This is a genomic window from Winogradskyella forsetii, assembly GCF_013394595.1.
In the GTDB taxonomy this organism is placed as follows: Bacteria; Bacteroidota; Bacteroidia; order Flavobacteriales; family Flavobacteriaceae; genus Winogradskyella; species Winogradskyella forsetii.
Window position 1 is genome coordinate 3,579,224 of record NZ_CP053348.1, and the last position, 22,211, is coordinate 3,601,434.

Genomic DNA, 22,211 nt, shown 5'->3' on the forward strand with positions numbered 1-22,211 from the left:
TTTACTCTTTTACAGACTCACTCAATTTCAATTCACTCGGAACAACAATGGTCTGTAACTCTAGATCTTCATCCATAATATTATCAATCAACAATTTTGCAGACATTTCCCCTATTTTATGCGCTTTTTGGTGAATAATAGAGATTTTAGGGCTCGATAATAGTTGTGTATGCTCATAACCAAAGCCAACTACTGATAAATCTTTAGGAATGTTTCTACCTAATTTTTTCGCCATATTTATCGCTACAATTCCAGTAACGTGATCTATGGATAAAATAGCATCTATGGATTCATTCTCTTTTAAATAATTGTATATTTTACTTTCTACATCGACATCGATTGCATTATCTAATTTAAGGTATGTGGGTTTTAATTTATGATTCTTCAATGCTTTAGAATACCCCTCTATTCTTAGTTTGCCAACGCTCAGTTCTTCAATATTACTTACTAAAAGAATGTTTTTTCTTTTTTCATTCACTATTAAATGTTCTGTGGCTTCATATACGGACTGAAAATCATCTACAATCACTTTATTACATTCAATATCATTGACCACACGATCAAACATTAAAACAGGAAGTTTGCTTTTTATGGCAGACCTTATATGATCAGTTTGTTTTTTTACCTGACTTTCCCTTGCTACAGCCATTATGAAACCGTCCACACTTCCATTAGACAATAACTCTAGGCTTCGCTTTTCTTTATGCAAGGTTTCGTTAGAAAGGCAAACAATGATATCGTAATCACTGTTTGTCGCCGCCATTTCAATGCCATGCAACACCTCAGCAAAGAACGGATTGGTAACCGTTGGAAGAATAACACCAATCGTTTTAGATTTATTTGTTTTAAGCTGTTGTGCTATTCTATTGGGTTTATAGTTGAGCTTTTCTGCAAGCTCATTCACACGGTTTTTGGTATTATCACTAATCTCATGACTATCGTTTAATGCTTTTGAAACCGTAGAAATAGAAATGTTTAGAAGGGCAGCTAATTCTTTGAGTGTTGTCATAGTCGTTCTATTTTAAATTCTGAACTCGATAAAACTTTTTCATTTCGCTAAAAATTTATACGAATTCAGAAAAAAACGTAGTTCCAAATATACTCTTTTTGAAAATACGTTATCAATTATTTGAATTACTTCAAGATTTGTTTTAAGCAGTTAATAGTATCTGTAGCTTGCATTCTACAGATCCCATTTACATAAACATATAAAAAACGGTTCACCGTCAATTTATAAAATTAAACATCGTCTTAGTTAAGGCTCTATTTTAGAATGACATAAATAGAGAAAGTAAACGGATTTAATGGTTTATTTTAATGTTTACCTAATAAAAAAACATTCATTAATAACACCCTACGTTCATTCATAATAAAAGCGTGTTTAAATAATATAAACACGCTTTTTCATTAAGATTGGTCTCTTGCTCTTAAATCTTATTCTTTAATAAGCTTAACGGTTTTAGAACCATTACTTCCTTCTATTCTTGCGAAATAGATACCAGATTGAATATTTTCAGTGCTAATCTCGACATCATTAGTGTTCGGAGATAACGTTGAAACACGTTTACCTAAAATATCATAAACTGAAATAGAAGTTATCGTGGTATTGCTTTCAACATTCCAATTATTTTTAGTTGGGTTTGGATAGACTTTGAAATCTGCTGCAGCAAATTCATTTGTACTTAAATTGTTGTTATGTAAGTAAAGGTTGTCATAATAAACAGTGCCTAAATCCGAAGTGATTACAAATTGCACTAAATCACTTCCATCCACACCATTAATGACACTAAAAGCCGACAACGGTAAATCTATAGAAATCCATGTACCTGGATTCGTTGCAGGTAGAACATTTGCGTTAGTTGCAGAATATTCTAATGCACCTTCTTCTTCTGCACCGCCTTGCCAATCAGAAAATTTGATATTAAAACTTTTATCCATGGTCTCTGATTCCGTAAAAATATCCATATGGAAAAACCCGAAACCTGAAGCATCAAATCGACCAGAAACGAATTCAATACCTTCACAGCCAAGTCCTGTAATTTGCTTAATAGCATCTCCTTCAATCATAACCTCTGTAGTTGTTGCACCACACCAAGGCGTATCGTAAGTATCTATTGCGATATCGTTATAAGCATCACTAAATATGGATATAACATTTTGTGGCGTTCTTGCTGGAGGCGCTGGTGCTGCTGTAGCAGGACCTGAAGCCGCAAAAGCTACCGTGTAAGTTTGCATAGTTGTTCCGTCTTGAGCTGTTACAGCTACAGAAGCGCTTCCTGGTATAGCCGAGGCTTGTGTAATAACTGCAGTTGCACTAGCATTTGTAGTTGTCGCTGTAGTAATTTGAGGCACTGTTGTTGTACCAGTTGGCACGGAATAAGTATAACTTGTAGTATTCGGACCAAAGGTTGGAATGGTAGAACCATCAATTTGTAAATCACTTAAAGTTGCATCTGTCAAAGGATCTACTGCTGGCCTTGAAAAATAGAGGTTATCAATATAAATAGAAACACCACTCGCTCCAGAATCTGTAGCAAACTTAAATTCTTTGATATCATTTAATGTTAGACCTTGACTTGTGTATTCTGACAAATCAATTTCAACACTTGTCCATTGGTTAGGTGCTGACGCTACATTAACAAACCTTTCACCACTTGTATTACTAATTAAGTAAACATTAGGTGAAACGCTATTGGTCCATATATCCACGTGAAGTTTTGTCATAGCACCAACATTAATGTTAGAGCCTATTATAATACCTTGATAATCAAAATTTGGATACGTTAATGCTCTATCTCCACCCTGTGGATCGATAGTTACGTTTCCTGAAGTTGAACCCCAATTTGGATTGAAGTCAGCCACTGATAAATCATTGTAAACAGTCGTGGTAGCATCAGTGGTCTGCGTAAAAATAGAAATTACGTCTGCCGCATCACGGGCAGGCGGATTCGGTGCAGCTTCAGTTGGCGCTTGAGAGTAACCTAAAGCGACTACTAAAAGTGTGAATAAAAAAGTAATTTTCTTCATAATTGTAATTTTTTAAATTGTTGTTTATAATTTTTATTAATGAAATAACCTTGTTCCATAAAGATATTCAATGCATTTGATATACAACGAAATTTTACCTTTACAAAAAACATACACTACATTGTTTTAATTCTACAAAACCAAAAATTCCCATGACCTCAATAGAATCAATAATTAAGACCTCTTTGGCCCATGGTTAAACTAAGTTATATATCACAAATGTTGTGTTAATGTTGTGTTATTTTAGAACTTATTAGATTGACGACAAGAATTTTAATACTTCAATTTTTCATTTTTATCCCAAAGTCCCCAATATGCTCCAACATCACCTTCATCACCTGTTTTCCATGACTCATCAAAAGAGGAGAAATAAAATATTGGTATGTCGTTTTCTTTCGTCCAGTTTATGGTGTCTATAAAGTATTTCATTGCAGCGGCATTATCAGCAATCGCACCTTTAAAACTTCCTCCTTCACTAGGCCAACCTGTTTCAGTAATAATAATTGGTTTGCCATGAGCCGCATCTACAACTTGCCCGTACATGGCCTGCATGTGCCCTAAAGCATACTCTATTGGACAACCTTCCCAAAATGGATACAAATTAGCCAATACAACATCGGTATTTTCAACTAACTCAGGGTGACGTGAAAACTCGTAGTAGGCATCTACATAACCTACAGGTATATCTAGTCCTTGCAAGGCATCTTTTACGCGTTTTATATAACCCAACAACTCTTTAAGCGTTAACTCATTGCGGTATAAGACTTCATTGCCAACTGCTGCGACATCCACATTCCCTGCCTTAGCAAGGGTTATTAAACCTTCAATTTCTCTTTCATTATCTTCCTTATCATCACTTAGCCATGCACCTACTAAAGTTTTTAATCCATGCTTTTTTGCAGCTATTGGCACATGCTCGTTACCTTCAATACAAGAGAATGACCGGATCGCTTCAACATGTGGTTTTAAAATTTTTACACGACGCTCAACTTGTTCAAAACTAATATCATCACCTGGGTTTTGGCCATCCTCATATATACTAAAACATATACCATGAAAACCATCTTCGATTGTTTTATGCCATAGGTTGTTTAACGCCTCCAATGTGAGTTTTGACACATCGATACCTTTTGTAGTAATCTGGCTATAACCTTTATATTTGTAATAGGATTCTTCTCTGTATGACATTTATTTGATTCTTTTAGTTGTACTTAAGATTTTCATCTTTGTCCCAAATGCCCCAACGTGCACCTAACTCACCTTCCACCCGTACTTTCCAAGTTTCGTCAAAAGAAGAAAAATGAAAAATTTCCACATTTTCTTTACTTGCCCATTCTTGGGACTGAATGAAATATCGCATTGCGTTTAGCTGAGAAGGATGTGCATCTTCATTTGCTGCACCCTGACTTGGCCATCCTGTTTCGGCTATAATAACTTTTTTACCTTGTGAAACGTGTTTTGTTAGGGCATACATTTCTCTCAAATGTTGTAACGAATCTTCAATTCCAAATCCTTCCCAGAACGGATAACAGTTTGCTAAAATAATATCAGTAGCTTCAACCAACTTTGGCCGGTTATAATATTCGTAATAGGTATCTACATAGCCTACAGCGACATCAAATCCATTTAAAGCCTGTTTAACTTCATTGATATAACCAATTAACTCAACTTCTGACACTTCTCCTCTAAGCAGTACTTCGTTACCTACAGCAGCAACATTAACTACTCCTGTCTTGGCAAGTTCTATTAAGGCTTTTATCTCTTTTGCATTGCGCTCCTTATCACCACTAATCCAAGCACCAGCAATTGAATTAAGGCCTTTTTCATGTGCTACTATTGGTATCAATTGGTTTCCTTCAGTGCACGAAAATGACCGAATTGCGATTGTATATGGAGCTATGATTTCCATACGTCGACGAATCTGAGACTCAGATAAGATATCTTCATCAGGGCTTTGTCCTTCTACATAAGGACTAAAACAGAGTCCACATAACCTATTGTTGAGTTTATCGAGAAACATTGTTTTTACATCCTCGATGCTTCTATTATCAAAATTTATTTCTGAATACGCCTCTAATTTAATATCGTTATTTAGAACGGATAACAAATGACCAGCACCATAAGCTGAAGATATTTCTTTTGTTTTCTTTTTAACTTTTCGTTTTGCCAATTCAGCACTTATTTCTAAAGCTTTTTCTTCAGTAAGATCATAACTATGCATTATCCACATTGCACCAAGTGTACCTAATATTGGTAAGCCTGAATAGAATAACCTAATTCCTGTTATTGAAGCCTCCGTGTTTTCAGTGTCTGGCACAAACCCTACTAAGGTCATAATAGCTCCTGTTGCTAATCCTGCAAATGCAAAACCAAACTTTACCATCAACCAATAAATCGCTCCAAAAACTCCCTCTCTTCGCTTACCTGTATTTAGTTCATCAATATCTATAACATCTGAGGTCATAGACATCATAAGTGTAAATAAACTTCCTATTCCGAAAGAGAAAAAAGGTAACGCAAATAAAAACATATAAGGTTTACCAGGAATAAATAAGAACCAAAGCATTATATAGCCAAAAACAGAAATTCCTTGAGAAACTAAAAAAGCATTCTTTTTACCCATGGTTTTAGACATCTTTGTTACAATAGGAATAACCAAAAAGGTAGTAGCCAATGCACCTACACTACCTAGCAACGTTGGCCATAGACCTGCTGCTCCAGCATCTCCATTAAATAAATAATAGACGACAATAAAAAATGAAAAACCAGCAACTACGTTAAAGGCATTGAAGATCAAAAAGGTTGAATAACATAACTTTCTGAAAACTGGAATTTTAAATGCTTCTTTAAAATTGTTTAAAATCTGTTTCAAACTTCCTCCCAGCGTTTTTAATGTTAAAGGAGTTAAACTTTGATCATCTTTTGTTGACTTACTTTTTATAAAAATAGCTGGCACCATCGCTAAAATTGCACAGGTAACACCTACCCAAATACCTAAGGATCGCGTGGTATCTGTTGTAGAACCAAACCAGTTATCGTCATACATTACTACCCAAAACCAAGGCGCAATTACCCAAGCCCATTGCCCAATTGACTGCGCTACTGCCATAATATTTGTACGCTCATGAAAATCGTCACTCATCTCATAGCCCATAGCTACGTATGGCACAGAAAAAATGGTAAGTCCTAAATAAAAAACTAAAGACCAAATTAAAAAATATACGAAATTATAATCGACGCCATCGTCTATATACATTTGCCACAACAATGAAAACCCAATGCCCATAATCACAGCTCCAAGAAGCACATATTGTCTACGTCTCCCCCAGATAGATCTTGTGTTATCAGAAATAAATCCCATAATTGGATCTGTAAAAGAGTCGAAAAGACGAGGAAGAAAAAACAAAATACCCCACATCAAAGTTGATAAACCATAGTCTTGAATTAAAACGACCATAAAAATGCCCATAGCAGCAGGAAACATTTGATTTGCCAACATGCCTAGTCCAAAGGCAATTTTTTTTCCCATGGGTACATTACTCGTAGTTTTAGACATCATAGCGGTTTTTAATTGGTTAGGTAATTACTGTTTTTTTTTTAGGATTGTGGAATAATAATGGTCTGTATAGCTTGTGCGTTAATTTTAATAGTTTCGAGTTTATCATTAAGGTTTAAAGTAAAACTCTTTTCGTTATTACCTTCATTGAACAATACTACTGCAATTGAACCGTCAGGATTTTCTGCTGCTGTGACCTGCAATTCGGTATCAGGATTTTCGACTCCTATCACCTCTGCTCCTGGTCTTATATATTTGCTAAAATGTGCCATAGTATAGTACAATGGTGTAAAGTAAACCTCATCATTTTCTGGATCTACAATCACTGGAGCCACGCACCAATTTTCAAACCAATTTGGGCCACCTTGCCTATTGAGTACCATATTCCAATCTACCCAACCATCTACCCAATTGTTTAGACATCCAATTATATCTCTTGCATATCTATTTACTGGAGCATATTTAGGATGTAAATGCTTTTCCTCTGCGGAAGCCCAATCCCAGCCCCAATCTGTAGCTTCTTTTTTCCAATACCAGGCATCATCTTGCCATTTGGGAATTTCTGAATCTACGCAACCTTCGGTTTCGATTAAATATTTGTTTGGTGCTTTATGATGAGCATACTGTAATTCCTTCGGGAAAAAATCGTATGTACTCTCATACCAATGTATGGCTAATCCATCAAAATATTTTGAAGACGCTTCATCTTTATACATTTCATCCACCCATTCTTGTATTCCTTTTCTATTTTGATCGTAGCCTAGAATATTTACTTTACCATATCCATCAGCTTCTAATTTTGGGCCTAAATGATTTTGAACAAATTCAGTCTCTTCTTCTGGATTAAAATGCATGCTTTCCCAATTATTACCATTTCCGTGTGGCTCATTAACCGGAGTTAAACCCCAAATATCAATACCTTCAGCTTTATAGGCATTGAGATATTTAGAAAAGTAAAGTGCAAATGCATCATAATATTTTGGCAATAATTTTCCACCGACATATTCATTGTTGTCTTTCATCCATGGTGGCGCTGTCCATGGTGATGCAATTATTTTGAAACCATTTTTGGAAATCACCATCGCTTCTTTAATCATTGGAATTAAATCATCACGATCCTCTTCTACGCTGAAACTTTCCAATGACATATCCTCTGCAACTGGTGCATAAGTATAATTATTCAACGAAAAGTCGCAAGAAGCGATATGTGTTCTGGTTAATGAATAGCGTGCACCTTCATCAGCAAAATATGCTTGAAGAATGGTATCTCGGTTCTTTTTACTCAACTTGTTTAATAAATAAGCTGAAGACTCTGTAAATGAACCACCAAAACCTGTTATGGTTTGAAATTTCTGTTCTGGCAGTATTTTGATGACTGCTGAAGAATCTACCTGTGAATATTCTGTGATTCTTGTCAGTTTATTACCGCTTTCTGAAGTTTCATAAATTTCAACTTCTAAGCTTTTGCTTTCTTTCTTATCGGAACTACAACTCATTACTGTTAAAATTAAGAGTGGTAATATGCTATATCTTGACGTTTTCATATTTTGATTTTGCTAATCTTTAGGGTAATTAGTGTTTGGCACTAAAACGTCTTTCATTAATGCTTCCAAATTACCATTGTATGTTTTAGTGATCGGTTTTCCATCTCTGTTCAATCCATCAAAAACACCCTCGTCCACTAAATTCCAAATTGGATATTTAGCTTCGCTTTTAAGGTTAATTAAACCAAAATGATTCTCAGAACCTAAAGGATTCTGTGCATCTTTCCATTGTTCATCAAAAGCTTCAAAATAGAAACATGAAATATTTGCTTTGTTGGTCCACTCACGCATGTGTTGGTGATATAGCCCTTGCTTATATTCGTCTGTGGCTCTAGAACCATTTTTGCCGTAATGACCATTGGATACTGAAGCCCAACCAGTTTCACCTATATGAATGGGTTTATTGACACCAATACTTTTCATATAGTTTGAAACACTATCGTATTGCCTTTGAGCAAAATCTAAAGCTCTTAACATGGCTGCATCGACCTTTTCTTTTTTGGATAAATGCTCTTCGTTTTCTGGTACTTTCCAAAAATCTGAATTATAATGCGATTGATGATAGGGATAGGTATGCATGGAAATATAATCAACAGCATTAGCTATTTTTTGTAAATCTTCAGTGTGATACATTGGATCTCCTCCTCCCCAAGACGAAAAATCGTCTGAGCTTGTAATCCATAAATCTTTAGATAATTCTCCAGATGTCTTCAAATCTTGAAGATGGTTCACCCATTTTAAAATAATCCATGGTTCTACATAATAACTGGTTGCCCACTTGACCATGGCTTCATTTCCTACGGCAAGAATTTTTACAATATCAGGAAATTGATTTGCTAATTCAACTGCAGTATTTACCTCAACAGCATTTCTTTCACTTTCAGCATTATGATTTGGTTCGCCCTTGGAAAAATCGAAGGCATTTTCACAATCAATCCAAATACCTAACATCACATACATTTGGAACTCTGCATCTTCATTTTTTAGTTCTGTGATGGCTTTCAGCAAATTTTCCGCCTGTGCAAAGTGGACATTATAAGTTCTCAAAACCTTTATTCCCATAGCACTAAGGATTTTCATATCCTCTTTTAACTCTGGAATTGTAGGTTGAACTTCCCTTTGTTTTTCGCGATAACCTCCATAAGAAATCGCCAAATACTCTGGGTTTCCTAATATATCTTTAGCTGTCACTTCTTTTTTTGTTTGATTTTCAGACATTTTGTCTTTTTTATTTTCATTGCAAGACATCATAAATACGGCTACAAACACAGAAAATATGATCGATTTTAATTTCATTGTCTTACGTTTTTATTTTAAATAGTTTGAATTAATGTTCGCCGTAATTTTAGTCACTTCACCTGTTCTCATAAAAATTTGATGACTTGTTGTCTCATCAATTACTAAACCATCAACTGTTTTAGTGCTACCATCTTTAAAAGAAATCTCTAAACTATCGCGTTCTGAAATGTGATATACAATTGGCACTTGGCAATATGTAAATCCTAATGATGCTTTTGCCATTTGAATGGTCTTTCTTTCTTTGAAAACATTGATATAGTTGAAACTTACAGGTTTATTAAAAAACTCTTCCTTTCTTAAAAGACATGGATTGAAAGTGAGCTTTCCTTCAGAAACAAACACTCCTAATTCGCCAAAACGACTTAAAATATCTTCCTTTACTTGTCCTGTCATTCCCGGTTGTTGCGCACCTTTGCCTCCTGGTGTATGAGAATATGGATCTGTTGGGAATGCTCCATATAATTCTGGCGACTTGTGGACGCCTATACCTTCGTTTATTTCGTAAAAATGTTCTAATAATTGACCAACCAAAACGTCATCTTCGCCATCATTAACTGCTTTTAAACAACACTCTTGAACTGCCAATAATAACTTAGAAACCATGTGCCAATAAATAGAACCCAGTCCTTCATAGCCATAAAAAGTACCCGATCTACCCGTAAACGCTTTGTGATTAAAGACGCCTTCAAAAGCTTGCAGTACTTTTTGCGAATCTGATTCTACGAGCGACTTATATTTTGTTTTAGAAAGCTTATCTAAAGCCACTTTAACATCACTTGCGTTTTTGAAGTTTCCATTAAAATGGTACTCACCATTCACATCCTTTTCGAGGATTTGAGCATTTCCATCTTTTACTAACTGTTGCATTAACTGTGATGAATGCACGGCATCTTCGGCAATTGTGTTTCTATCTAAGAATCCTTTTAATTCTTTATTCGGATACAATATATAACTATATTGATCTTCCCTAAAAAGTTTGCTTTGCTTTAAGGCATTTAAAACCTGTAGTGTTTCTTTAGCATTTAAATATCCAGAACTTAAGACGGCAACTTGTCCTTCAAGCATTTCACTTAAATAAGAAATGGAAACTGAACTCTCATTTACAGTGACTAAATTGTAGGCATGATATAAATTATCTGAGCGTTTGTTTGCTCTAATAGAATGTTCCAAAAAGGCTTTACTAATACTTATAAAATCTTTCAACTTAGTCATTGAAAGTGTTGACTTTCGTCCTGAAAACGCATGGTTATAAATGTGGGTTCGATAAGTACTACCGGCTTTTCCTAAGCTATCTAATATTATTTTTTTATCAGAGTCATTAATTGATCCTGATAATAAGTTTTTGTTGTTTTGAAAGGTTTCTAGTACGCTATTGAAAAATTCAAACATTTCATTTGAAATGTCTACCTCATTAATAGTTGTTGATTCTAGCAACTCTTCAAAGAAATTAAAAAATCGTCGTAGGTAGTATAGTGTTACCATGGACACGCCATTACCAACTAAGGCATTGTTGGCATCATTCCATTCTGGACGTTGTGTATTCATCCAAATTCCACCTTCAGGAATAAAGTTGGATAGTTTTGCTAATGACGTTGCTAATATTTTTTCAATAAAATTTGCCTTAATGATGAATCTATTTTCATCTCTAAGTAGCGCTCCATCTGCTCCTAACTGTTCGCGCTCTTGATTAATTTTGTGGTCTAAAGCATCATCAAAAACAATAGTGTCTTTAGGGTTTTTTAGTAAGTCTCCGTATGGTTTTATTTTATAAGGCACATTGGCATAGACAAATAAGTCTTTTTCAAAGAAACTCTCTAATTTACCAGGTTGATGATTTTGGATAAACTCTAAAAACTTAAGCAAGTAAATAATTTGATGATCGCCCCAATATCCGATATAAGACCACGGATCGTCTGGTTCAATAGTTTCCCAATCAAAACCATCTTTTGTAACTCTGTACGGGTTATAACCATCAAAAGTAGTAGCGTTTAAGAATTTATGAATCATACTCTCAATAAACTCTGGATAAGAATGTGCTAGGGCTTCCCAGTTTTGAAAGATATCTCTCCAATTGCCTTCATAGTCTAAAATTTTAGAGCCGTCTATTTCGCTTCTTGTATTAATTGAGAATTTGTTCCAAGGACGACTTGGATCACCATGACGACGACTAAATTTTAATGGCATATACTCTAAACAAAGACGTCTAAAGTTTTTATCGTCACTGTTGTATGCTATTTTTTTGATGTCCGATAAAGAAAATACCTCTGGAAGTTTCGCTAAAATCGGTTCTGAAGTTCTTGCTACTTTCTTATTTGCATTTTCGAGATAATTAGTGAAATCCCATTTTTCAATTTTATAGTTATCGTCAAAAATTCCACCACGCATTATATTAAACAAGGTATTAGCGAAATGACGTGTATCCCTTAAGCTATCACCAGTAACTTGAATAGCATCTGATGCAGCATTTAACTCTATGAGGTTTTCGGTGCCCTTATTTACATTTTCAATAACTTTTTTTGCTAAGGATTCATCCTCTCTTATTTGCTTTGTTAATAAAGCGATGTCAGAATGGTTTTGATTCACATTTGTAACAAACATCCATTCTTTAGAAGCGTCTGGAGCTAATTCAATTTGTGCAGAAATAAAATAAGCGCCTTTTTCTGCTTTGACATCAACTTCTTCAGTAACAGATTTACCTGCTCTAAAGTTATTTAATTGCAACGAAGACACTAAATGCTTTGGGTTTTCTATACCTAAAGACCAAACAACATTTGCTTTTAAAGCTTCACTAGCTTCAGCTTTATCCACAAGTATTGCGCTAAGTGCGTAGATTCCGAGCCCTGAAGATTTATCTAATTCATTACGCTTATAGGCATCTACCAAATTACTAGATTGATTTTGTATATAGCTACCAATACCAGCAGGCACAATATTTTGAATACCATCCAAAAATGTTATACTCACGGATTCTTTAGACGTGTTAATTAAAGTGGAGGTTTTTACAAAACCATATTTGTTACTAGAACTCCATTGGTACCTAAATGTCAATTCTAAATCGTGATTGATTTCTTCGAATATAATCTTATTACCAAACCTGTTTTTGTACAAATTTTGAGTTATTTTATAACCGCCAATTGGTCTTATAGCTAATGGCTCCCAAATGAACTCTTTTTCATTCTTTTGGATTTGAAAGATTGATTTATTACCTGTTATATCAGCAGACTCTGTAATTTTATCATCTGTATAGTATGGAAATAGAGCAAATTCTGAATTTTTACGTCCTGCAGTTAATCCTCCATTACTGGATATAAACATCCAATGATTAGAATCACTTACGATACTCATAAAAAACGGACGCATTTCATTACTATTTCTAATTTTAAAATAGGTCTCTTTATCTATAGTTATCTGTTCTAATTTAACGTCTCGATCTAGTCTTGTGCTTTTCAAAGTATAATATTGGTTGTTTATTTATAATTCACTTCGTTGTGATAAAAAAACCGAGATAAACTCTCGGTTTTTTTTATGATTTTAATCTCAATTAATCTGCTGAATATACTCTTACATAATCTACTAGCATTTCTTGAGGAAATACGGTTTGATTTGTTGGTGAGCCCACATAGTTGCCACCAACAGCGACGTTCATTATGATAAAGAATTCATCATTAAAAACCCATTCGCCTGGAACATCGGCAGGTGTAAGTGTATTGTAAAGCTTATCATCGACGTAAAAGTTGATATAGTCGGCAGTCCATTCGATACCAAAAACATGGAAACCTGTATCGAAACGATCACCATCAAGCTCAAATGCTTTGGTAATTGACTCACCAGCCGAATAACCTGGTCCGTGCAATGTTCCGTTTATTAATGTCGGTTCTTGTCCGCGATTTTCCATTATATCGATTTCACCTCTCTGAGGCCAAGAAACAGTTCCATTATCATCGTCACCTAACAACCAAAACGCTGGCCAAAGCCCTTGTCCCCAAGGCAATTGGATTCTTGCCTCAAAACGTCCGTATTGTTGTTGAAATTTACCTTTGGTCAAAAGTCTAGCAGACGTAAAGTTTGATCCTTCAAAAGATTCGCGACGTGCCGTTATAACTAACATATCATCTCTTACTTCTACATTTTCAGTGCGATCGGTGTAATATTGAAGTTCATTATTTCCCCAACCATTATCACCATTGCCTATATTATAATCCCAAATTGTAGGATCTGGTGCTCCATTGACCTTAAACTCATCAGACATAGTTAAATTATTGAAATTTGTGACCGTCTGTGTTTCATCTGTTGAGCATCCATACATCACTAAAAGTGACATTACTAAAAGGCAACATATTGATAAGGATAATTTAAACTTCATTGCTATAGATACGTTATCTTCTTTTGTTTTTGATTCCATTTTATTTTTATTTATCTGATTCATAGTTTTTTTATACTCTTCTGATTAATGATTTAATTATAAAAGTATAGGTTATCTATAAAGAGTGTTCCTTCAGGTGCATTAACTAAGATAATCTGTGCTAAATTTTGAGTGCTGGCTAGACCTAGGAAATCAGATAAAGCAATATCATAAGCCACCCATTGATTTGTTGCCGTTGCCCCCAAATTAATTTCGTGTTCGGTATCATCACCGCCACCAAATGCACCATCTGCACCAAAGTCTACTAACTTAATTTTAAATTCATTTGCATCTGGAGACCAAAGGTCTAAATGTAATGTTGTTGTAGCTGAGGCATCAATAATATTTGGCCCAAGAAATTCTAAGCCTGTAAAATTGAGGTTGCTATATCTTAAAACATCATTAGATGCTATGTTTTGCACAGCTAGTACTGAGCCGCTGTCAAAATTATTAAGACCATCATTAACAACATCTGTGTAAGCATCACTAAATACTGAAATGACATTATTTGCCACTTCATCTTCAGTTGGCGCTTCAGGAGCATCTGTTGGGCCAACAACTACAGTTGGCTCTTTATAGAAATAAACATTGTCTACGTAAAAGTTACTTAATGAAGATCCATTTATATTTTCATAAATAATTAATCCAATGTTACTTTTATTCGCTAATGTTAAAGGAACATCTACAGTAACCCATGAATTCGCACTGACTTGAGAGGCATTGACAAAAATTTGTTGTCTTGTATCGTCTCCACCGTTATCTACTTGGTTTGGCCCCCAATCTTCAATTGAAATTAAAAAATCAAAATTTGAAGGAACAGTGCCAGGAATATAGAGGTTCATGTGAAAATGTGTCATTTCACTTGCATCTAATGTTGGATTTCCCATTGCTGTACCAACATAGTTGAAATTCGTATAATTTAAAATATTGTCTCCATTCACTACAAAATCAGCAGATCCGGTCGTTGAACCTGGAGTCCAAAACCCATTATAATAATCTACAGGTACATTCGTATAATAGTCACTAAAAACAGACAATACATCATTTGCATCCCTTGTTTGAACTGGAGCAAACGAAAATTCACCTAATGAATTAATAATCAATGAACCATCTGCGTCAATACCACCTTCTATTTCATTAGTGGTGCTATTGAGTGTACCACCTAAGTTAGCTGTAATAACACTTGTCCCTGGACCTATTATTGAAACATTACCAACATCATCAACTTGTGCAACACTGAGGTCTGATGATCTAAATACAAAATAACCTGGTGCACACTCAACAGTTCTGTCAATACCAGAAGCTAAATTAAATGTTTGTGTTAATCCTGTTACTGGAAGTGTAACTCCTGTAAATGTATCTGTAACAATATCTTCACCATTTTGAATTGCGGGTCTTGGTTGTGCTACAGTTCCTAGTTTTTCAAATTTAATGTCATCTAACCAAAGTATATACCCTGAACCTCCTGTTGCCAAAGTACCGGCAGCATACCATAAAAGACCTCGTTCATTGGTTAATTTAGAGGGGTCAGGAATAGGAATTGTATACTTAGCCCAATTAGTGCCAATGTTTAAGGCATTTACAGTAGCTTGATACTTATCTTCTATAAAATCAACACCAAAACCGACTTGATCAATAGTTACGCCACTTGAAGCTTTTGCCCAAAATGTTAAGGCATCAAAGTTAGTTAAGTCTCTACCAGGACCATCAACTCGTAATATAGCACCGGCATAATTACCTGTAATATCACTTGCATTTGGAACATCAATTCTATAAGATGACGAACTTTCGTAACCCTCATTATTGTCTACTGAAAATGCATCAGGTTTAGAGTCTGCAAATGGAAAGTAAAAATCTGTACCCATACCAACAAAATTGTCTGTAAAAACATCACCAACATTAGAGAATTCAGCTGGTACAGCCTCGTCTGTTAGATCTCTTTCACAACCTAATGTCAAGGTTAAAATCAACCCAAACACAAATGCTTTTCTTAAATTAATTAATCTATTATTTTTCATTTTCATTTTTTTTATTTTCCAATATTAATGTGTATATACGTTCTAATTTCCCACTCCGATCCATCAGGAAATCCAGTTGCGCTAAGCGGTGGAATTGCAGGGAACGTATTTGGTGGCACAAAATTAGGCGCGTATCTCGCTGAATTCTGATCTAAAGAACGCCATGTTCCTCTAACTCCTACAACTGTACTTGGTAATATAAACCAATCGGGCTTTCCTAAAGATGTAGACACATCTAACATTAGCTGTACTGGAAACGTTAAGTTAAAATCTCTATGATAATCAAAAGGTCCCCAATCATTGATTTTTTGTGTGTATTGAAATTTCCATTTATTATAAATCATTCTAATATCACCACCAAAGCGTTTTATTAGTCTTGGTGAATCACCATTGGCTTGTCCATTTCCATAATAGAAATTTCCAATAATACCTATATCTGGCGTTAACTTAGACACCATTCTTGTATGAACCTCCCATAAGTCTTCAGCTGGTGCTGAATCAGGAAATGCAAAAAATTGACGATTAGCTAAGAAACCAATGTGTGCATCTTGTGTTGTTGGCAGGTGACGGTAAACAAAACCTAGATTCATTGCGAATTCAGCATCCTCAGAACGGTCGTTATCCCAATCGTACATCCATGTTCCAGGTGTTGGATCAAAAGTAATAAGCATTTCACCAGCCGTTGTCTCTCTATTAGCTCTAACTGCGAATGGATCGTCAATAACATTTCTTAATCTGCCCGGTGCTTCAACATCATTTGGCATAGCATCTACCAATGGCTTTTGCCATAAAAAGTTTGGAGCAATTTGAAAATCCCCAACGGTATAGGTAAAACCAGTTAAGAAATTTGATTGGTTTCCACTTCCATTATCTTTTAATCTCCAACCTGTAAAGGTTTGTGTTTGATCTGCACCTCCGCCTGCAACTAATCCAAGTACACCACCTTGTGCATACCAATTGAATCGTCCGCCTGCATAAGTGATTTTAGCTTTTCCTCCCCAATTATCTTCACCTCTAACCTTGTCTTCAAAAACACTATAATTTCCTGGACCACCAGTTACATCTTGAAAAGAACTTCCATTAAGTGGACTTCCGCCCCAAATTGCACCTAATGTAATTCCAAATTTACCAAAATCTCTTTCTACAGCAATTGTTGCTCTTTCTGTTGGAAAGGCAGGTATCACACCACTACGAACTTGGTTAACATCTAATATACGACGTCCGTTTTCATCAATTTGGATTTCTGTTTGAAGATCTCTATGATAAATACCAGTCACATCGAATTTTCCAAAGGTACGACTGTATTTTAATAATGCTGTTGGGTTTGCTCCCCACCACAATTGAGGTCCGAATGCCGCTTTTAATCCTTCTAAATCCCCTTTAGCATCGACTTCAATACCTAAAATTTCACCACCATAGATATCTAAATTAGGCCCATAATTTGCTTCTGGATATACATTGAAAAAATCACCTTCATAACCCCAATGATAATGTCCTGTTCTGTAAAATCCTCTTAAATCGAAATCTTTGGCATTCCACTCAAATTCAGCATTATAAACATTAACTCGATTTATATCGTTAACAATAACTTGTTGATTATTTGCGTCTAAAGACGTCACTGGTCTTGCTCTATTTTCGTAAAAGATTTCATCTATAGGGTTTTCTGCCACTTTACCAATAACGTTGAAGTTGACGTTTGCTCTCATATTTGGTGCAGGATTCCCTTCTACTCCAACAAAATAAGACTGCATATGATCAAAACCTAATTGATTTGGGAATGTACCACCCTGCGGATCAGGATTCTCGGGTGTTGTAATTAAACTACCTCCAGTATTAAACGTGGTAAATTTTGCTGTTAGTTGGCTGATTCTTATTTTTTGAGCATCACTTCCGCCAAGCGCTGCCTTATCGCCTCTAGCTCTTAAAACACCATCCATTAAATTAATATTGGAAAAATAGTTGGTAACAAAATCAGCTGTCATTCCTTCATCATAAGGATTTAAGTTATGTGCCTCCTTCAAGCAATAATAAGCAGCTCTTGGATATAGCGTGTATAACCCTCTTTCATTATTAGGCCCTTTGGCGCAAATACCAAACCATTCTTCATTCATATTATCCGATCCATTTTCTACGTCATGAGCATAACCTCCATTAGACCAAGATGCGTTATTATCGTGAACATCTAAATTCTTTGTCTGCCCAAATTTCCACCAACCATCACTAAACTGAAATGTAAATCCTCCAATTGAGTTTCCTGCTTTTCCTAAACCAGCGGCATTTTGATATATTTCCTTCCAATTGCCAACCATATAATACGCTTGCGCTTTTTGATCTTCTTGATTGGTTAACGCATTAAAGGCATCGGCCCCAAATTCAGTAAACATTATTGGTTTGTTAAGTTCGTTTTTAACACGAGTAAAGGCATCTCCAAATGAAACTCCTCTATACATATTTGTGCCATAGATGTCTATATCTTTACATTCTTCTGCTACAATATCCAAAAAACCCAAATCACCATTACATATCGCTATTGGATGCGAGGTATCAATCCCTTTCATTGCTAGCGTAGCATCATTCATAGCTCTATATAAATATCTTGCAGCTACGGAATAATCATCTTCTTCTATTGGAATATCTTCTGTTTCCGCACCTTCCCAAACCAGACCATAATTATTTTCGTTTCCGAGTAAGTACAATAAAAGACCTGGCGTATCCTTATATGCCTTAGCCATCTCTGTGACTTCAGTCATTAACATTTCCTTAGATTGAGGATCATTATAATTAGTTCTTGGCATCCAAGCTCCATTAATAGTTAATCCATATCTACCAAAAGAATGATTAAGCATCGTATAAATGCCATAGTTTTCGTGGATGTATTGAATCCATTTAGGTTGAATCCCTGTATAAACCCTAATAACGTTAACTCCCATGTTTTTTAAAAGCCCCATCTCAGCATCAAGCGCTGCTTTAATGATATCATCTGATTGATCCCATAGGCTATATGCATAATTAGTACCAATTGGCACGTAGTCCCAATTCATACCATTTATCATAAGGTCTTCACCATTAACTACCAGCTTCATCCCGTCACCATTGTTTACTACTGACACTTTATCAGCTTGACAAAATGCTGGAATAACTGCCAACATGAATATTAACCTCAGAAAGTTGTTTCTCATAATATTAATAATTTTTAAAAGTTTAGCAGCTCCGAATTAACGAAGCAATTTAGAATTCGATAAATTTAAAATTAAAAAAACAGGATATTCACAAAAACACCTATACAAAAGTTATACAATTGAACATTTTTATCTAAAAGAATAGCATACCATAAGATACTTACACTACATTTAGTGAACCAGAGGAATTAATCTAAAATTTATAACTAATTCCAAGATCTCTAATAGCAACAAATCTTATTCAGCTACTAGAATAAATCCCCAATCAAATTCACCATTGCCATCTGTTGTTCTTATAGTCATTTCGTTTGCAGAACGACTTTCTATAATGTAAGTATGATCACCACCAACATAGTACCCTAAAAATCCGATCCCTGTAAGGTTTAAAGTTTCTACACCACCAGGCCCTGTAAGAAACCATTGTTCAGAATAATCTGAGTAAGGATAATTTTCAAGATCTGCTCCATTTACCGTAGCATCTTGAGGTGCCGGACCATTTAATTCATCTATTAAGTTCTCACGACCAAAAACGGTGCCATCAGTATTTAAATCTGGATCATCATTTGTACTATCTGTGATATGAGTGAAAGTACCATCAATATTAAAAATATAGCGATCATCGTACATTCCCACACCAGCTTTATCTTCAGGCGGAGCACTAAAAAAGCCATTTAAGTCACCTCCAATGGCACCTAGACCAAAGTGCCCAGGAGCCTCACTTTTAATTCGCCATGTTCTAGAACTATTTGCCGTCAACATGGTTATTAAATCGGCTGGCGGCTCATAAGTTGAAAGCACCTCTATTTCAATGGTCTTACTGGTTGAAGCACCACCGGTACCGAATGCAATTACAGTTACTGAATAGGTGTTTAAACCCAATATTGAAAAATTATAGGTTTTAGCACCAGCAGGTGCTGAACTTACACTACCATTATAACTGTATTGAAATGAAATTACATTATCCGCAGTAGCACTAAAATTAACTAGTCCGCTACCGTCACCATTGGGATTATCTGCATCTGCTCCTTGAATATCAACATCAATTTGAATATTTGTTGGTGCAGTAATGTCACCAAACTCAATATCATCATCTTGACATCCCGTGATTACTATCATTGAGAATAAACTCAGTACGATATATTTTAAATTTTTCATGATATTTTTTTTAACCATTGTTTTACTGTTAATTTTAAAACATAAATTGTTCTAAACTTAATTAATTGATAACACTACGTTATCTATATTTACCACACCTATTTCAGCACCTAGATCAAAAAGAACTCGTGCATCCAACGCCCCAAAACCTGTTGCAGATAGTGTAAGTGTATATGTATTTATTGTAGGTGTTATATTTACGGTTTCATTAGTATTTGAAAAATCACCTCCACTTAAACCAATTCCTGCCAATATTGATCTATTAACATCAGACCAAGCATCAAAAGTTAAAGTATAAGTCTCATCTTGAACAATTTCCAGTTTTTGACTAAGATTTACATCAAAAGAGTTACCCGCCGTAGTTACATCTACAGAATAATATGTGTTTCCTGCATCTGTTGTTACTGGAGCCGGATTGTTATCATCTACGCCTACAATCCATGAATCACTTCCATTTTCGAAATCCCCATTAACTAACAAATTATCTACAACAAGTGTTAACGAAACATTATCAATATTAACTATGCCTATTTCTGCACCTACATCAAAAAGAACTCTTGCATCTAACGCCCCAAAACCTGTTGCAGATAGTGTAAGTGTATAGGTGTTTATGGTAGGTGTTATGTTTACGGTTTCATTAGTATTTGAAAAATCACCTCCACTTAAACCAATTCCTGCTAATATTGATCTATTGACATTAGACCAAGCATCAAAAGTCAAAGTATAAGTCTCATCTTGAATAATTTCCAGTTTTTGACTAAGATTTACATCATAAGGATTACCTGCAGCAGTGACATCTACAGAATAATATGTATTTCCTGCGTCTGTTGTTACTGGAGCTGGGCTATTATCATCTACGCCAACAATCCATGAATCACTTCCATTTTCAAAATTTCCGTTAGTTAATAAACCATCATCGAATGGAGCCGTAGATTCTTTATAAAAATACAGATTATCAATAAAAACAGTACCAGTACCTACGAATTTAAATTGTAATAAGTCATTTACTGGTAAGCCTTGATTTGTAAAATCCTCCATTGGAATATCAAAACTGTTCCATTCGTTAGGCACTAAAGTTTTTGTAACGAATTTTTCATCTGCAGGGAGTACACCATTTGGTAAGGGATAAATATCTATAGTCGTAGCGTCTGGTGTCCAAATATCTATATGAAGCATTTCCATACCAGTAGCATCAACTGCTGCCCCTATATCTATACCTTGGTAATTGAGATTGCTATATTGTATCATAGCATCCCCATTTAAATCAAATGGTGTATATAAAGTAGATTGTCCCCAATTGGGAAAAAAATCTGTATTCGGAATATCAGTATAAGCATCACTAAAAATAGAAATAACATCCTCTTCATTACGTGATGGTGGTGTACTTGCGGACACTATTGGTGCAAGAATTTCAGTCACTTCAAAATCTACTTGGGTATAGGTTGTAGTTTCTATGGCTGAGCCCATTGCTTCCACAGTAATTGTATATGTTCCAGCTTCTAGATAATTATAAGAAACGGTATCTCCAATATTAGCAACCATTGGCTCACTGCCTGATTCCCCAAAATCAACTTCATAACTCATAGCGAATTCTGCGGTTGCCGTAACGTTTACTCGTTTAGAGATAGCAGGATCATTTTCTATAGTTACCATAAGATTTTGTGGCGCCTGAAAAGACACTACAAGTTCTTGTTCTATCTGTGTTGTTTTGCCATTAACAGCAGTAGCTAAAGCAACAACAGTGTAAGTACCTTCTTCAAAAACATTATCCACACTTTCACCTGGTAATAATTCTACAGATGTATTAGCGGCATCGCCAAAAGCGATGTCAAATTTGGTAGCGCCAATGGCCGTAGGTGTAATTGTTACAAGACCAGAATTGTCTTGGGTTGTTCTGAAATCTAATACAATTTCGCTAGGTGCATCAGCATTATCAACGAATTGCGTACCACGTTCGTCTTCTTCACAGCCTAAGAAGGCTATGAGGAAAAAACTTGCTAAAATTAATTTTATATTTTTCATTCTACTTTT

The 22,211-nt window shown here is 35.3% G+C and carries 12 protein-coding genes; all 12 read right to left on the minus strand.

The annotated features are described in order from the left end of the window. Position 1: 1 nt before the first annotated feature. The gene (locus HM987_RS15465; protein WP_179008938.1) at positions 2–1,009 is read right to left on the minus strand and encodes a LacI family DNA-binding transcriptional regulator; all 1,008 of its coding nucleotides are present in this window, start codon (positions 1,007–1,009) and stop codon (positions 2–4) included. Positions 1,010–1,434: 425 nt separating this feature from the next. Further along, the gene (locus tag HM987_RS15470) at positions 1,435–3,027 is read right to left on the minus strand and encodes a T9SS type A sorting domain-containing protein (RefSeq protein ID WP_179008939.1); all 1,593 of its coding nucleotides are present in this window, start codon (positions 3,025–3,027) and stop codon (positions 1,435–1,437) included. Positions 3,028–3,300: 273 nt separating this feature from the next. Further along, positions 3,301–4,215 carry a glycoside hydrolase family 17 protein gene (locus tag HM987_RS15475; protein WP_179008940.1) on the minus strand — a complete coding sequence of 305 codons (915 nt, stop codon included), beginning with the start codon at positions 4,213–4,215 and terminating at the stop codon, positions 3,301–3,303. A 13-nt stretch (positions 4,216–4,228) separates the two neighbouring features. Further along, positions 4,229–6,586, minus strand: coding sequence for an MFS transporter (locus HM987_RS15480; protein WP_229724470.1), 2,358 nt, complete (start codon positions 6,584–6,586; stop codon positions 4,229–4,231). A 38-nt stretch (positions 6,587–6,624) separates the two neighbouring features. Then, positions 6,625–8,127, minus strand: coding sequence for a glycoside hydrolase family 30 protein (locus HM987_RS15485; protein WP_179008941.1), 1,503 nt, complete (start codon positions 8,125–8,127; stop codon positions 6,625–6,627). A gap of 12 nt (positions 8,128–8,139) precedes the next feature. Beyond that, entirely contained in the window at positions 8,140–9,423 is a 1,284-nt protein-coding gene (locus tag HM987_RS15490) for a glycosyl hydrolase family 17 protein (RefSeq protein ID WP_179008942.1), read from the minus strand. Between the two features lie 12 nt (positions 9,424–9,435). Then, complete coding sequence (locus HM987_RS15495; protein ID WP_229724471.1) at positions 9,436–12,876, minus strand: hypothetical protein; 3,441 nt, start codon at positions 12,874–12,876, stop codon at positions 9,436–9,438. Positions 12,877–12,967: 91 nt separating this feature from the next. Further along, on the minus strand, positions 12,968–13,828 hold the full coding sequence (locus HM987_RS15500) for a glycoside hydrolase family 16 protein (RefSeq protein ID WP_179008943.1): 861 nt from the start codon (positions 13,826–13,828) through the stop codon (positions 12,968–12,970). A 53-nt stretch (positions 13,829–13,881) separates the two neighbouring features. Next, positions 13,882–15,846 (minus strand): glycosyl hydrolase family 16, encoded by a 1,965-nt coding sequence (locus tag HM987_RS15505; protein ID WP_179008944.1) that lies wholly within the window; start codon positions 15,844–15,846, stop codon positions 13,882–13,884. 11 nt (positions 15,847–15,857) lie between these two features. Continuing rightward, a complete protein-coding gene (locus HM987_RS15510) occupies positions 15,858–19,025 on the minus strand; it encodes a glycoside hydrolase family 2 TIM barrel-domain containing protein (protein ID WP_179008945.1) in 3,168 nt (1,055 codons plus the stop codon). Between the two features lie 237 nt (positions 19,026–19,262). Continuing rightward, positions 19,263–20,180 carry a glucan endo-1,3-beta-D-glucosidase gene (locus HM987_RS15515; protein ID WP_179008946.1) on the minus strand — a complete coding sequence of 306 codons (918 nt, stop codon included), beginning with the start codon at positions 20,178–20,180 and terminating at the stop codon, positions 19,263–19,265. A 57-nt stretch (positions 20,181–20,237) separates the two neighbouring features. Then, positions 20,238–22,202: a carbohydrate binding domain-containing protein gene (locus HM987_RS19590; protein WP_229724473.1), complete on the minus strand. Its 1,965-nt coding sequence runs from the start codon at positions 22,200–22,202 to the stop codon at positions 20,238–20,240. Positions 22,203–22,211: the final 9 nt, after the last annotated feature.